Origin of the sequence: Streptomyces sp. BPTC-684, from assembly GCF_030028635.1 — a bacterium.
In the GTDB taxonomy this organism is placed as follows: domain Bacteria; phylum Actinomycetota; class Actinomycetes; order Streptomycetales; family Streptomycetaceae; genus Streptomyces; species Streptomyces noboritoensis.
This window is the reverse complement of record NZ_CP124863.1, coordinates 1,832,251-1,847,318: the sequence shown is the minus strand read 5'-3', so window position 1 is coordinate 1,847,318 and position 15,068 is coordinate 1,832,251. Positions and strand designations below refer to the sequence as shown.

General features: G+C 71.9%; 11 protein-coding genes. 2 read left to right on the top strand and 9 right to left on the bottom strand.

Annotation, left to right across the window (positions count from 1 at the left end; genetic code table 11):
* Positions 1-100 precede the first annotated feature (100 nt).
* Together QIY60_RS08110 and QIY60_RS08105 are read right to left on the bottom strand one after the other, a co-directional pair.
* Entirely contained in the window at positions 101-634 is a 534-nt protein-coding gene (locus QIY60_RS08110; protein ID WP_283141789.1) for an alkyl hydroperoxide reductase, read from the bottom strand.
* Positions 635-649: 15 nt separating this feature from the next.
* Complete coding sequence (locus QIY60_RS08105; protein ID WP_031083404.1) at positions 650-1,204, bottom strand: peroxiredoxin; 555 nt, start codon at positions 1,202-1,204, stop codon at positions 650-652.
* A gap of 182 nt (positions 1,205-1,386) precedes the next feature.
* Between QIY60_RS08105 and QIY60_RS08100 the strand changes: the two genes are divergently transcribed.
* Positions 1,387-2,343, top strand: coding sequence for a hydrogen peroxide-inducible genes activator (locus QIY60_RS08100; RefSeq protein WP_283145854.1), 957 nt, complete (start codon positions 1,387-1,389; stop codon positions 2,341-2,343).
* A gap of 256 nt (positions 2,344-2,599) precedes the next feature.
* On the opposite strand, the gene QIY60_RS08095 is transcribed toward QIY60_RS08100, so the two are convergent.
* Genes QIY60_RS08095 through QIY60_RS08075 form a run of 5 tightly spaced genes read right to left on the bottom strand, consistent with a single transcriptional unit; the run spans position 2,600 to position 9,247 of the window.
* Positions 2,600-4,930: an FtsX-like permease family protein gene (locus QIY60_RS08095; protein WP_283141788.1), complete on the bottom strand. Its 2,331-nt coding sequence runs from the start codon at positions 4,928-4,930 to the stop codon at positions 2,600-2,602.
* A 13-nt stretch (positions 4,931-4,943) separates the two neighbouring features.
* A complete protein-coding gene (locus QIY60_RS08090; protein ID WP_283141787.1) occupies positions 4,944-5,636 on the bottom strand; it encodes an ABC transporter ATP-binding protein in 693 nt (230 codons plus the stop codon).
* Positions 5,633-6,157, bottom strand: coding sequence for a PadR family transcriptional regulator (locus tag QIY60_RS08085; protein ID WP_190089936.1), 525 nt, complete (start codon positions 6,155-6,157; stop codon positions 5,633-5,635). Before QIY60_RS08085 ends, QIY60_RS08090 begins: the two co-directional genes overlap by 4 nt.
* A 43-nt stretch (positions 6,158-6,200) precedes the next feature.
* Positions 6,201-8,543, bottom strand: coding sequence for an FtsX-like permease family protein (locus QIY60_RS08080; RefSeq protein WP_283141786.1), 2,343 nt, complete (start codon positions 8,541-8,543; stop codon positions 6,201-6,203).
* Entirely contained in the window at positions 8,540-9,247 is a 708-nt protein-coding gene (locus tag QIY60_RS08075) for an ABC transporter ATP-binding protein (RefSeq protein WP_283141785.1), read from the bottom strand. Before QIY60_RS08075 ends, QIY60_RS08080 begins: the two co-directional genes overlap by 4 nt.
* A gap of 259 nt (positions 9,248-9,506) precedes the next feature.
* Here QIY60_RS08075 and QIY60_RS08070 point away from each other — a divergent pair, with 259 nt between their 5' ends.
* The gene (locus tag QIY60_RS08070) at positions 9,507-11,900 is read left to right on the top strand and encodes a transglycosylase domain-containing protein (RefSeq protein WP_283141784.1); all 2,394 of its coding nucleotides are present in this window, start codon (positions 9,507-9,509) and stop codon (positions 11,898-11,900) included.
* 82 nt (positions 11,901-11,982) lie between these two features.
* Here the strand turns inward: QIY60_RS08070 and QIY60_RS08065 are convergent, their stop codons facing one another.
* Together QIY60_RS08065 and QIY60_RS08060 are read right to left on the bottom strand one after the other, a co-directional pair.
* A complete protein-coding gene (locus QIY60_RS08065; RefSeq protein ID WP_283141783.1) occupies positions 11,983-14,058 on the bottom strand; it encodes a SpoIIE family protein phosphatase in 2,076 nt (691 codons plus the stop codon).
* A gap of 237 nt (positions 14,059-14,295) precedes the next feature.
* A complete protein-coding gene (locus QIY60_RS08060; protein ID WP_283141782.1) occupies positions 14,296-14,970 on the bottom strand; it encodes a DUF402 domain-containing protein in 675 nt (224 codons plus the stop codon).
* Positions 14,971-15,068: the final 98 nt, after the last annotated feature.

The following is a 15,068-nucleotide window of genomic DNA, read 5'->3' as shown; positions in this document are numbered from 1 at the left end:
CGGGGGCCCTTCTACGTACGTACAGCGCTACGTGGTGCCGCTTTTAGGGGCGCGGGGAACTGCGCGACCAGCCACAGCGGACCCGCAGCGACCCACGGACCTATTCGGCCAGCACCGCTTCCGCGTCCAGGGTGACGCCTACCGCCTGGATCACCGAGGCGATCTTGAAGGCCTCCTGGATCGTCTCGCGGTCGACACCGGCCTTGCGCAGGACCTGCTCGTGCGAGTCCAGGCACTGGCCGCAGCCGTTGACCGCGGAGACGGCCAGCGACCACAGCTCGAAGTCGACCTTCTCCACGCCCGGGTTGCCGATGACGTTCATCCGCAGACCGGCCCGCAGCGTGCCGTACTCCGGGTCGGAGAGCAGGTGGCGGGTGCGGTAGAAGACGTTGTTCATCGCCATGATCGCGGCAGCGGACTTGGCGGCGGTGTACGCCTCGGGGGAGAGGTTGGCCTTGGCCTCGGGCTCCAGCTCGCGCAGGACCTTCGGCGAGCGCGCGGCGATGGCGCAGGCGAGGACCGTGCCCCACAGCTGCTGGGCCGGGAGCTCGCTGTTGCCGATGACCGAGCCGAGGTTCAGCTTCAGGTCCTTGGCGTAGTCCGGCAGGGCGGACTTCAGTTCGTCGAGAGCCATGTCAGGTCAGTCCGTTCACTCGCCGGAGAGAAGCGCGACCGGGTCCAGGGTGTTCTCGCCCTTGGTCCAGTTGCAGGGGCACAGCTCGTCGGTCTGCAGGGCGTCGAGGACCCGCAGGACCTCCTTGGGGTTACGGCCCACGGAACCGGCGGTCACCATCGTGAACTGGATCTCGTTGTTCTGGTCGACGATGAAGACGGCGCGCTGCGCGAAGCCGTCCTCGCCCTCGATGCCGAGGTCGCGCATGAGCTCGTGCTTCGAGTCGGCCATCATCGGGAACGGCAGGTCGGTCAGGTCCGGGTGGTCCTTGCGCCAGGCGTGGTGCACGAACTCGGAGTCGCCGGAGAAGCCGAGGATCTGGGCGTCACGGTCGGCGAACTCGTCGTTCAGCTTGCCGAACGCGGCGATCTCGGTCGGGCACACGAAGGTGAAGTCCTTGGGCCATGCGAAGACGATCTTCCACTTGCCCTCGTAGGTCTTGTGGTTGATCTGCTCGAACTCCTTGCCGCTCTCCAGCGACACGCAGGCGGTCAGGTCGAACTCGGGGAACTTGTCACCGACAGTGAGCACGCGCTCTCCTTGCGATCGGGAAGGGTCCTTTTTGGGGGCTTCCCTGGGGGTTGGACGGATTACGGATGGTGTCACAGGAGGCATTGATCAGTGAAATAGCTAGACTCGGTCATCGTGATCGGAGGTGCTTATCAGTGGCTATAGGTAATGGTGCGGGTGGCGCGGGCGGGCAGCGGGGCCGGATGGCGGTGAAGCCCGTCAAACAGCCGAGCCTGGCGCAGCTGCGGGCGTTCGCGGCGGTGGCCGAGCACCTGCACTTCCGGGACGCGGCGGCGGCGATCGGGATGAGCCAGCCCGCGCTTTCCGGGGCGGTCTCCGCGCTGGAGGAGGCGCTGGGGGTGCAGCTCCTGGAGCGCACCACGCGCCGGGTGCTCCTGTCGCCCGCCGGGTCGCGCCTCGCGGTGCGGGCGAAGGCGGTCCTGGACGCGGTGGGGTCGCTCCTGGAGGAGGCCGAGGCGGTACGGGCGCCGTTCACCGGGGTGCTGCGGCTCGGGGTGATCCCGACGGTGGCGCCGTATCTGCTGCCGACGGTGCTGCGGCTGGTCCACGACCGGTATCCCGAGCTGGACCTCCAGGTCCACGAGGAGCAGACGTCGTCGCTGCTCGACGGGCTGGCGGCGGGGCGGCTGGACGTCCTGCTGCTCGCGGTCCCGCTGGGCGTGCCCGGGGTGACCGAACTCCCGCTCTTCGACGAGGACTTCGTGCTGGTGATGCCGCAGGACCACTGGCTGGGCGGGCGTACGGACGTGCCGCGCGAGGCCCTGCGCGAGCTGGACCTGCTGCTGCTCGACGAGGGCCACTGCCTGCGGGACCAGGCGCTCGACGTCTGCCGGGAGGCGGGGCGGGAGGAGGGGGCTGCCGTGACGACGACGGCGGCGGGGCTGTCCACGCTGGTGCAGTTGGTGGCGGGTGGGCTGGGGGTGACGTTGCTGCCGCGTACGGCTCTGCGGGTGGAGACGTCTCGCAACGACCGCTTGGCCACCGGGTACTTCGCGGACCCGGCCCCCTCGCGGCGGGTGGCCCTGGCGATTCGGTCGGGTGCGGCGCGGCAGGGGGAGTTCGAGGAGTTCGCGGGGGTGTTGCGGGGTGCGCTCGGCGTCTTGCCGGTGCGGTTGTGCCCCTCCCCGCCCCTTCCCTGAACCCTCCGGGGGTGGGTGGGGGTGGAGGCGGCTCTCCCGGGGGCTACGCCCCCGGACCCCTGGGCGGGGCCTGCGGCCCCTGCACCCCGCCGTTGGGGCTCCGCCCCAGGTCCCGTTCGTCTGCGGGCCGTGCTGGGTTGCTCGCGCAGTTCCCCGCGCCCCTTAAATGCCGCTGCGCGGCATCCTTCTAGGGGCGCGGGGAACTGCGCGCTCAGCCCTCACCGGCCCGCAGACGAAACCGCGCCCCACACCGCCGTCACTCCGTTCGCAGTCCGTCCGGCCGCATCAGCCTCCACAGCGGTGGTAGGGACAGGGCCGTCACCAGCAGGACCACGCCCCCGCCGATCCCCACCATCCCCGCCACCGACGGCCAGTCGATGTGGATCGGGTGGCCGACCATGCGGAGCAGGACCGCTCCCAGGCCGAGGCCCACGGCCGCCGCCAGGGTGAGGCCCAGGGCCACCGGGACCGCCGTCTGCCACAGGACCGACCAGCTCAGAGTGGCGCGGCGGGTGCCGAAGGCGACCAGGGACGAGAGCAGGCGCTTGCGTTCGCGCAGTTGCTCCAGCATGGACACCAGCAGGCTCGTCCCGATCAGCATCAGGACCGCCGCGGCCCCGATGTACAGCCCGCGCCGCACCCCGGAGAACTTCGTGGCCGTCTTGACGTCGTTGAGCGCCCGCGCCCGCGTGAACGGGTCCGCCCGCCACGCCGCGTTCAGCACCCGGTCGGCCACCAGCGCGTCGCCCGGACGGGTCGTCACGTACGTCGTGTAGTAGACCGAGACGTTGGTGAACTTGCGCATCGCGGCCGGCGTGGCCAGCAGGCCGCCCCGCTTCGTGCCCAGCGGGTCCACCCTCGCCGGGACCGTGCGCGCCTCGCGCGGCACCGTGTACGGGATCTCCGGACCCTTGCGGTCCCCGACCCACGTCGACTCGAAGAACAGCTTCGCGCCCGGCACCGCGCCCTCCCCGCCGAACTCGCCGCCCGTCGTCACGAACACGTCGCCGTCCTTGCACGAGGGCAGCTCGCCCACCTCGCGCAGGGCGCGGCAGTCGCCGACCGCCATCTCGACGTACTTCTGGTCGTCCGGGTTCGGCGTGTGCAGGCCGACGTTCCCGAGCGTCGTCGTGCCCGTCACCCCCGGCACCGCCTTCACGTTCTCCTCGCGGCGCTGCTGTTCGGCCTTGGACAGGTTCGAGGACATCGGGACGACCATCTGGGCCCGGGCCGTGTCCTCGCCGCTGGAGGTCACGTAGTCGCCCTCGATGCCGCTGAAGAGCATCTGCAGCGCGATCGCCCCGGCCACCGCCACCGCGATGCCGTTCACCAGACGGGCCGCGGAGCCCGAGTTCAACTGGAGGCGGCGGACCGCGAGTTGCCAGCCGACCCCGCCCCCGCCGAGCCGCCGCACCACCGTCTCGATCAGCCACGGCAGCAGCGCCGTGACCCCGATGAGCAGCAGGACCGTACCGCCGATGACCTGCGTCTGGTTGTAGAAGCCGGTGTCGCGGCCCTTGTCGAACATCGGCACGAGGAGGCCGAGTCCGACCACCGGCAGCAGCAGCCGCCACCACAGCCGCCGCGGGCGCGGCACCGACGTCCGTACGACGCCCAGCGGTTCGATCACCACTCCGCGCAGCGCGAACAGCGTCACCCCGACCGCCGCCGCCGGCACCGCCACGCCCACCAGGAGCGCCAGCGCCGCGCTGGGGTTGAGGTCGGAGGGGAAGACGTTGAGCCGGGCGATCGTGACCTCACCCACGTACTGGCGGGCGATCAGGAAGAACACCGTGCCGAGGCCGAGCCCCAGGAGCGAGCCCGCCAGCGCCTCGCCCGCCGCGATCCAGCGGGTCATCCTGCTGTCCGCGCCCACCAGCCGCAGCGCCGCGAGGCGCTTGTCGCGCCGGTCGCCGCCGAAGCGGACGGCCGCCGCGATGAAGACCGCGACCGGCAGCAGCAGCACCACGAAGATGATCACGATGAGCAGCGCCAGGATCGGGTCGATCGGCTCGCCCGCCTTCTTGTCCGGGAAGGTCTTGATCCGCTCGACGTCGATCCGGTCCGAGGTCAGCGCCTTGTGGCCCTTGAGGCCGTCGCTGCCCGCGTAGTAGGCGAGTTCGTGCGGGCCGAGCAGACCCGCGTCGCCGATCGTGCCGGTGATCTCGTACGGGACGCGCTCGCGCAGCAGCTTGCCGCCGGGCGACTCCAGCAGGTCGCGCAGGTCGGGCGAGACCACCATCGTGCCGGGCGCGGGCAGCGCGGAAAGCCCCGGCGGCACCGGCGCCCGGTCGCCCTCGGGCTGCACCAGGCGGCCGCGGATGTCGTCGCCGCCGAAGACCGTGTCGGTACGGGCGATCAGCATGGTGTCGGCGGCCGCGGGCGTCTCCTGCCCGGCGCCGTAGTCGTTGCGCGCGTTGTCGCGCGCGTCCCGCGCCGAGAGCGCGCCCGGCAGGGCGGTGGTGGCGAGCAGCAGCGCCACGCCGAGCCCGACGCCGATCGCCGTCATCAGCGTGCGCGTCCACCCCTCGCGGCCGCCGGTGAGCGCGAACTTGGCGCCCAGGGTGAGGTCACGGAGCCTGTTCATATCGCGCGGCCGTTCATACGGAGTGCTCCAGCATCATGTCGCGGGACTTGCCGTCGCGTACGACGATCTCCCGGTCGGAGTAGGCGGCGACCCGGGCCTCGTGGGTGACCAGGACGACCGCCGCGTTGGCGGACCGGGCCGCCTCGGTGAGCAGCTGCATCACGCGCTCGCCGTTGAGCGAGTCGAGGGCGCCGGTCGGCTCGTCCGCGAAGATCACCCGCGGTGAGGTGACCAGCGAGCGGGCCACCGCGACGCGCTGGCCCTGGCCGCCGGAGACCTCGCCGGGCCGCTTGTTCCCGAGGTCCTCGACCTCCAGGCGCTCCATCCACGACAGCGCCGTGCGCTCGGCCTCCTTGCGGCGCACGCCGGTCAGGCGCAGCGGCAGGGCCACGTTCTCCGTGCAGGTCAGCTCGGGGACGAGCTGGCCGAACTGGAAGACGAAGCCGAACTCGCTGCGGCGCAGCGCGCTGCGCTCGGCGTCCTTCATCGACGACAGCTCGCGGCCGTTGTAGAGGATCGACCCCGAGTCGGGCGTGACGATCCCGGCGAGGCAGTGCAGCAGCGTCGACTTGCCCGAGCCGGACGGGCCCATGACGGCGACGACCTCGCCGGGGTGGATGGAGAACTCCGCGCCGTCGAGCGCGGGCGTGGACCCGTACGACTTGCGCAGGTCCTTGGCGAGGAGCAGGGAGCCGGCGGGCGTCATGCGCGTACCTCCGTGGCGAGCTGGTCGAGGCGGGCGGCGGTCAGTTCGAGCCAGCGCAGGTCCGCCTCCAGGTGGAACAGGGCGTGGTCGCAGATCAGCTGGTCGGAGAGGTCGCCGCGGCGCTTGCGGTCGGTGAGGATGCGCATCAGCCGCAGGTGCTCGGCGCGCTGGGTGTCCAGCAGGTCGCCCGCGCTGCGGCCGGTGAGCAGGGCGAGGACGACCTTGGTGTAGAGGGTCGACTGGAGGTACGGCTCGGGCTTCTCCGGCTGCTTGAGCCAGGCCTCGACATCGGTGATGCCGGCCTCGGTGATCGCGTACCGCTTGCGCTCGGGGCCGCCGCCGGCCTCCACGCCGTCGACCTCCACGAGGCCGTTCTTCAGCAGGCGCGACATGGTCGAGTAGACCTGCCCGTAGTGCAGCGGGCGGTCGTGCCCGAACTTCTCGTCGAAGGCGCGCTTGAGGTCGTACCCATGGCGCGGGCCCGACTCAAGGAGTCCGAGGAGGGTGTGGCCGATGGACATGCTCAGATGCCTTTCTGCTGGACGTCTGCGGACGGTGGTCGGGTCACTCGGTACGGAGGCCGTCGGGGCGCATCAGGCGCCACAGCGGGGGCAGGCTGAGCAGCGTCACCACCAGGACGGCGACGGTACCGGTGCCCGCCAGCGGCAGGAAAAGCCACCAGTCGGTGACCTCCTTGCCGACCATGTCGAGCAGGGCCACGCCCAGCGCGGTGCCGCCCGCGATGGCGAGCACCACCCCGAGGACGACCGGCACGGCGGTCTGCCACAGCACCGACAGGGCCAGCGAGGAGCGCCGGGTGCCGAACGCCACCAGGACCGAGAGGAGCCTGCGGCGCTCGCGCAGCTGCTCGATCTGCGAGACGAGCAGGCTCAGCGCGATCAGCAGCATGGTGGCGACGGCCCCGGTGCGCAGCCCGCTCTGGACACTGGCGTACTGCTTGTCGCGCTCGACGTCGTCGATGGTGCGCACGTTCATGGCCGGGTCGATGGCGGCGGCCGTGTTGCGTACGTACTCGGCGGCGTCCGGCACCTTGCGGTCGACCCTGATCATGGCCTTGGTCTCGGCCGAGGGGAGCTTGGTGACGTCCACGGCGCCGGGGGTGGCGAAGATGCCGTGCCGGTTCTCGCCCATCGGGTCGGGCCGGGAGAGGACCTGGCGGGCCGACTTCGGCAGCGTCCACAGGACGGGCTTGACCGAGGAGTCGTAGTCGGCGGTGGTGTCGAGGTTGACCGCTTCGCCGGGCCGCGCCGTCTTGTCCACCCAGGAGCTGAGCCGCTTGTCGTCCGCCGGGTGGACCACGAAGGTGTCGCCGTCCCGGCAGGAGGGGATGCGGGCGAGCTCCTTGAGGGTGGCGCAGTCGCCCACCGTCAGGCTGGTGGTGGGCCGGACCTGGTCCCCGGTGTAGGCGCCCGGCCGGGTCGCATAGGTCTCGACGGTGCCGATGACCGCCTCGACGCCCTTGGTGGCGCGGAAGTCGTGGATCATCCGCTGGGCGCGCTCGCCGCTCGGGAAGTCCGCCGTGACGTCGATCTGGGCGCGGCTGGGGTCCTGGTCGGTGGTGCGCACGAAGTCGGCGTGGATGCCGGTGGTCATCATCTGGAGCGAGATCGCGCCCGCCACCGCCACGGTGATGCCCGCGACGGCCCGGCTCGCGGTGCCGCCGCCGAGCTGGAGCCTGCGTACGGCCAGCTGCCAGGCGACCGGCCCGCCGCGCAGCCGCGCGACCACCGCCTCCACCAGCCACGGCAGCAGGGTCGCGATGCCGGTCAGGGTGAGGATCGCGCCGAGGGCGACGAGGTTCGGGTCGGTCACGCCCTCGTCCACGCCCGCCTTGGGGGACAGGGCGAGGACGGCGACCCCGGCCGCGGGCAGCAGCAGCCGCCACCACAGCCGGCGCCCGCGGGGTCTGGCGGCCCGTACGACGCCCAGCGGCTCGACGGCCACCGAGCGCATCGTGAAGAGCGTGACCGCGACGGCCGCGAGCGGCACGGCGAGCAGCACGAGCGCGGCGAGCGCCGGGGCCGGGGTGAAGTCGGCGGGGAAGGCCGCGAAGCTCCAGAACCGGACGCCGCCGATGAGTTCGCGGCCGAGCAGGAAGAGGACCGTTCCGAGGAGCAGGCCGAGCGCCGAGCCCGCGAGCGCCTCCCCGGCCGCGATCCACCGGGTCATCCCGGTGTCCGCGCCGACCAGGCGCAGGGCCGCGAGGCGCTTGTCGCGGCGCTCGCCGCCGAACCGTACGGCGGTCGCGATGAAGATCATCACCGGCAGCAGCAGCACCACGCAGGCCACCACGGTGAGCGCCACCAGGACCGGGTTGAGGGGCAGCTTCACGACCTCGCCGCCGAACGCGTTCGTGCGCGTGGCCCCGCTCGCCCGGCTCAGGGTGGAGCTGCCCGCGTAGAAGAAGAGCTCGGTGGGGTCGAGCAGCCCGGCGTCGCCGATGCTCGCGGTGACCTTGTACGGGAGCCGCTCGCGCAGCAGTTCGCCGTCGGGCGAGTCGAGCAGATCGCGCAGGGCGGGCGAGGCGGCCATCTCGCCGGGGCCGGGCACCGCGCTCAGACCGGGCGGCACGGCGGGGTGCTCGCCCTCGGGGCGCAGCAGGAGTCCGCCGATGGACTCGCCGCGGTAATCCGTGCCCACCATGTTGAAGAGCACCGAGCTGTCGGTGCGTTCGAACGGCTTCTTGCTGCCGGAGGCGGCGGGCACCCGGGCGTCCCCGCGCGCGCTGCTCGCCTGGTTGACGTGCGGGATCGACGCCGCCGCGAAGAGCAGCGCGACCCCGAGCCCGACGCCGAGCGCGGTCAGCAGCGTACGGATCCAGCCCTCGCGGCCGCCGGTGAAGGCGAACTTGGCGCCGAGCACCAGCTCGTGGACGCGGCGGCTCACCGGGCACCGGCCGGGGCGAGGGTGAAGTCGCGGGAGCGGCCGTCGCGGACGGTGATCTCGCGGTCCGAGTAGGCGGCGACCCGGGTCTCGTGGGTGACCAGGACCACGGCCGCGCCGGTGTCCCGGGCGGCCTCGGTGAACAGCCGCATCACCAGCTCGCCGCTGAGCGAGTCCAGGGCGCCGGTCGGCTCGTCGGCGAAGACCACGCGGGGCGCGGTGACCAGGGCGCGGGCGACGGCGACGCGCTGGCCCTGGCCGCCGGATATCTGGTCGGGCCGCCGCCGGGCCACCGAGTCGACCTCCAGGCGCTCCAGCCAGTGCATGGCCGCGCGGTCGGCGTCCTTGCGGCGCACCCCGTCGAGCCGCAGCGGCAGCGCCACGTTCTCGGCGCAGGTGAGCTCGGGCACCAGCTGGCCGAACTGGAAGACGAACCCGAAGTCACGGCGGCGCAGGGCCGAGCGCCGGGCGTCGTTCATCGCGGTCACCTCGCGCCCGTCGTACGTGATGGTCCCCGCGTCGGGCCGGACGATCCCGGCGAGACAGTGCAGCAGCGTGGACTTCCCGGACCCCGACGGGCCCATGACGGCGACGACCTCGCCGGGGGAGAGGGCGAAGTCCGCGCCGTCCAGGGCGGGCGTGGAGCCGAAGGCCTTGCGCAGCCCGCTCGCGCTGAGCAGGGGTCCGGATGACGAGCCGAGTGACATGAGGAGGACTATACGCACCAGGTATACGCGGTGTGTATACGTCTGGTGCATAGAGATCCGGGGAACATGACATTCCTATGCAAAAACGGGCAGGATCCTGGGTTCCGGCAACCCTCAGGGCCTTTTGTCAGTCGGTTCCCATGGGCCGGGTGCTGATTCTCACGTACGGAAAAGACGTGATCGGCTCCTCTTTGTCCACACGTGCGGTGTTAGTTTTCTGAGCTGATCTGGCGAGTCAAGAAGGCGAGCGACTGAGGTTATGGGCCGAGCGGAAGAGCGGCGGGCCCGGCAGCGCGGTGCGCGCCGGACCACGCAGAAGAAGGGCGGGCGGATACGCAGGCTCTTCACCTGGAAGAAGATGCTCGGCACGTTCTTCGGGCTCGTCCTGCTCACGATGGGCGGCTTCTACATCATCTACGCGATGACGCCGATCCCTGAGGCGAACGCCGCGGCGCAGCTGCAGAGCAACGTCTACAAGCTCTCCAACGGCAAGATCATCGCCCGCACGGGACAGCTCAACCGCGAGGTCGTCGGGCTCGACAAGATCCCCGAGAAGGTCCAGCTGGACTTCGTCGCCGCCGAGAACATGTCCTTCTACAAGGACTCCGGCGTCGACTTCAAGGGCACCACCCGAGGCCTGCTGAACACCCTCTCCGGCAAGGGCAAGCAGGGTGGCTCGACCATCACCCAGCAGTACGTCAAGAACTTCTACCTGAGCCAGGACCAGACGGTCACCCGCAAGCTCAAGGAGCTGGTGATCTCCCTCAAGGTCGACCGGAAGTACTCCAAGAAGGAGATCCTGGCCGGGTACATCAACACCAGCTTCTACGGCCGCAACGCTTACGGCATCCAGGCCGCGGCGCAGGCGTACTACGGGGTGGACTCCTCCAAGCTCACCGTCGAGCAGGGCGCCTATCTGGCGGCGCTGCTCCAGGCGCCCAGCCAGTACGACTGGGCGGTGGCCTCGGAGACCGGCAAGAAGCTGGTGACCAACCGCTGGAACTACGTCCTCGACAACATGGTCAAGATGAAGGAGCTGGACGCGGCCCAGCGGGCGGCGATGAAGTTCCCGGTGCCGATCGAGCCCAAGCCGGACCCCGGCATGGAGGGCCAGACCGGCTACATGGTCCGGGCCGCCAAGGAGGAGCTGGTGCACAACGGCATCAGCGAGGCGGACCTGGCCAAGGGCGGCTGGACCATCACGCTCAACATCGACCCGAAGAAGCAGGACCTTCTTGAGAAGGCGGTCAAGCAGGAGCTGACCAGCAAGCTGGACAAGAAGAAGAAGGTCGATCAGGACGTCCAGGCGGGCGCCGTCTCGGTGGACCCGAAGACCGGTTCGGTCGTCGCGCTGTACGGCGGCCAGGACTACATGAAGCACCAGATCAGCAACGCGAAGACGTGGACCTACCAGCCCGCCTCGACCTTCAAGCCGCTGATCCTCGCCGCCGCGCTCAACGAGAAGTCCGAGACGCAGGACGGCAAGGAGATCCGCGCCAACACCGTCTACAACGGCGACAACAAGCGCCCGGTGAAGGGCGAGGGCGGCAAGGGCTACGCGCCGCCCAACGAGGACGACGTGAGCTACGGGCCCATCACCGTCCAGACGGCGATGAACAAGTCCGTCAACAGCGTCTTCGCGCAGATGGGCGTCGACGTGGGGCTTCCCAAGCTGCGGGACACGGCCGTCGCGCTCGGCCTCAACCACATGAAGGGCGTCGGCGCCGAGCCCGCCATGACCCTGGGCTCCTACGGCGCCAGCCCGATGGAGATGGCCGCCGCGTACGCCACGCTCGACAACCACGGCAAGAAGGTCACGCCGTCCATCGTCAAGTCGGCCCAGCACAAGGTGGCCAAGTACAACAGGCCGGACCCGATCGGCGACCAGGTGATCAGCCGTGACGCGGCCGACGCCGTCACCTCGGTGCTCACCGGCGTGGTCGACGACGGTACGGCCAAGCGGTCGGTGCGGGACGCGTCCAACCGCGACGGGCAGCCGGTCGCGGGCAAGACCGGTACCTCCGACGACAACAAGTCGGCCTGGTTCACCGGCTACACGCCGTCGCTTGTGACCTCCGTCGGCCTGTGGGGCGAGGCCGCAGGACCCCGTACGGTGAAGATCGACGGCAAGGAGACCACGGTCGGCAAGGGCAGCCAGGTCTCCCTCACCAACGTCGCCGACATCGACGGCCGGGTCGCCGGTGGCTCCATCCCGGCGAGGATCTGGGCCGCGTACACCTTCGACGCGGTCGGCAGCGACGACTCCAAGTTCGACCTGGACACCGACCAGGGCGCGGCCAAGCAGCCGGACGAGACCCCGGTGAACACGCCGTCGGGGACCCCGTCCAACACGCCCTCGCGCACCCCGTCGCACACCCCGAGCCGGACGCCCTCGCACACGCCGAGCCACACCCCGTCGCGTCCGCCGACGACCGGCGGCACCACCGGCGGCAAGCCCCCCACCACCGGGGGGCAGACCAACGGCGGCCAGACCAACGGCGGCACGACCACCGGTCAGACCAACGGCGGTACCACCACGGGTCAGACCGACGGCGGCACCACCACCGGCACGACCGACGGCGGCACGACCACCGGCACGGCCGACGGAGGAACCACCCAGGGCACCGTCCAGGGCGGCGGCACCACGCCGTAGCCCCCGCCCGTGACACACGCGTCGGCCCCCCACCCGTCAGGGTGGGGGGCCGACGCGTTGACAGGGGCCCGGCGGCCCGCCCTCAGGGGCGGGTCGCCAGCTCGAACCAGACCACCTTGCCGCCCGAGAGCCGGGTCGCGCCCCACCGCCTGGCCAGCCGGTTCACCAGGAACAGACCGCGCCCGCCCTCGTCGGTGTCCCGCGCCCGCCGCTGCCTCGGCAGCTGCGGCGAGTCGTCGCCGACCTCGCAGCGCAGGACGTCCGTCTTGAGCAGCCGCAGGGTCACCGGGCGCTCCGCATACCGCACGGCGTTGGTGACGACCTCGCTGACCAGCAGCTCCACCGAGTCCGTGAGCTCCTCCAGACCCCAGCGGTCCAGGGCGCGCCGGGCGAGCCGGCGGGCCCGGCCGGGCGCCGAGTCCTCCGGGTCCAGGAACCAGTACGCCACGTCGCTCGGCGCGATCCCGTCGAAGCGGGCCGCGAGCAGCGCGATGTCGTCGTCCCGGTCGCCGGGGCCGAGCATGTCCAGGACGTCGTCGCAGAGCGCCTCAAGGGGCGGCGGGTGGTCCGGGCCTGTCAGCTGGGCGGTGGCGGCGAGGCGCTCGCGCAGCTGCTCGATGCCGGTCCACACGTCCCGCAGCCGGGACTCCACCAGGCCGTCGGTGTACAGGAGCAGGGTGGCGCCCGCCGGGGCGTCCAGCTCGACCGCCTCGAAGTCGACCCCGCCCACGCCGATCGGCGCGCCCGGCGGCACCCGCAGCACCTCGGCGCGCCCGCCCAGGTGCAGCAGCACTGGCGGCGGATGCCCGGCGTTGGCGATGGTGATCCGGTGGGCGACCGGGTCGTACACCGCGTACAGACAGGTCGCCATCCGGTCGGTGCCCAGCCGCTGGGCCTGCTCGTCGAGGTGGTGCAGCACCTCCTGCGGCGGCAGGTCGAGCCCGGCCAGGGTCTGCGCGGTGGTGCGCAGCTGGCCCATGATCGCGGCCGAGGTCATCGAGTGGCCCATGACGTCGCCGACGACCAGGGCGACCCGGCTGCCGGGCAGCGGGATCGCGTCGTACCAGTCGCCGCCCACCCGGGCGGTCTCGGCGGCCGGCAGATAGCGCGAGGCGAGCCGCACACCGGTCGGCTGCGGCAGCGAGTCCGGCAGCATGGTCCGCTGGAGCTCGTCCGCGATGTACGCCTCGCGCCCGTACAGCACGGCCTTGTCGATGCCGAGCGCGGTGTGGGTGGCCAGCTGGGCCGCCACCAGCAGGTCGTTCGCCTCGAAGGCGGGCCGCTCCAGGCCGCGTACGAAGACGGCGGCGCCGATCACGCGGCGCCGGCCCCGGAGCGGGGCGAGTATGGTCCGGTGGCCGCCGGGGACCGGGCGGTCGGGGCCGAGCAGCTCGGCCAGGGCGAGCCGGGCGGGCACGGAGTCGCCGAAGACCGGCCGCACCCCGCGCAGCACCTCGGCGAGGGCGCCGCCGGTGCGCACCTCGCAGAGCTCGGCGGCCGGGGTCAGGTCGGTCTGGGCGTTCAGCAGGGACAGGGCGTCGATCGCCTCCGGCTCCTGCAGGGACTCGTCCACTAAACGCAACCGGTCGGTTCGGCGCAGCCGCAGCACGAAGGGGCTGGCGGGCCGCTCGTCCCCGACCGGAAGCGGGTCGCGCAGATGCACGAGTATCGCGTCCGAGAAGGTCGGGACGGTGGCCCGGCACAGCCCGAGCACGATCTCGTCGAGGTCTATGCCGCGCGCGATCCTGCGGGTCGCGGCGCCCACGAACCGCAGCCGGTCGCCCTCGCGGCGGGCCACGGCCGCGCCGTCCCCGCCACCGGGGACCTCGCCGCCGCTGCCCGCCCCGGGAGTACCGGAGGCCGGACCGCCGGGCAGGCCGTCGCCCGGGGACTCCGAGGGGCCCCGGCCGGGCGGCACCCCCATCGCGCTCGCGGTCGCCGCCGCGCCCATGTCGCGGGCGAGGTCGCGCGAGCCGGGATCGGGCTGGCCGGGCACGGACGCGGTGGCCGCGCGGGCCTGGCCGCGCCGGGCGGGCACGGCGGAGTGCGCGGCGGAGCCCGCACCCGGCTCGTCCGGGCGCGGCCGGGCCGCCTCAGGAGGCCGGGCCAGCTGCTCCTGGTGCCGGCTCTCGTGCGAAGTGGGCTGGTGCTCCGTCACGCGTCGGGTTCCGTCCGTCCGGAGTGAGACATCCACCGTGCTGGAGGCAGGGCAGGGATGCGCGAGGCAGTCGCTTCGTGCGGTATACCCGCTCCATGGGCGGCCGCGACACCCCTCACGTCCCGACCCCCCTTGAGGTGACATACGGTCAATTTGCGCCCTGGGTTCCCTCGTTGTCGATGCGCAGCCTTGCGGAGGACGATCCTACGTTTGAACCCCGGGGGCGCATCAAGGGTCTCACGACGGCATATGCGCCGGGGTGCGATCCCAGTCCGCCGGGAGCGCCGGAACCGGCCACCGCGGATCGGGCCGCCACTCCTCCCACCCGTCCGAGAACGGCCTGCCCCACGCCCGGATCACCTCGACCGCCGCCGCCCCGGCCGCCCTCACCCGCCGGGCCTGGGCCGCGTCCATCAGTCCCACCCGCTGGGCCTGCGCGAACTCGTCCTCGTCCCGCCACTGCCAAGTGCGGTCCGGGTAGACGGAGATGTCGAGAAAGTGGTCCTCGGAGTCGATCCCGCCCGACCACCGCGTGCGCGGCTCCTCCAGGTTCACGTACCAGCTCCGGAAGCGCCAGCCCCGCTCCCAGAACAGCCAGACCGACCAGGGGTCGCCGGGGCGCGCCAGCTTGAGCACCCCGGTGCCGAACCAGCGCGCGCGCTCCGTGGTGCGCGGGGCGGTGTAGCGGGTCGCCAGCGGCTCCTCGTGGACGGGGGTGCCGTCCACGAGCACGGGCTTGACGCACTCGGTGCCCGGCGCCATCCACACCGCGAGCAGTTCGTCGGTGTCCTGGACGACGGTCACCGGGCGGCAGATGTGGACGCGGCTCTTCAGGTCGGGGGCATTGCCGCGGTAGCGCCAGAGGATCTGGTCCCCCGGCGCCCAGTGGTGCATGCCTCCGGTACCTGTCATGCGCAGATCTTAGGAGCACGGTCAAGACCGCGCTGCGACAGGCGTCACGGCCGCGGTCACCGCCCGGTCATCGCGCCCGGCCCCGGCGACGCACGCCC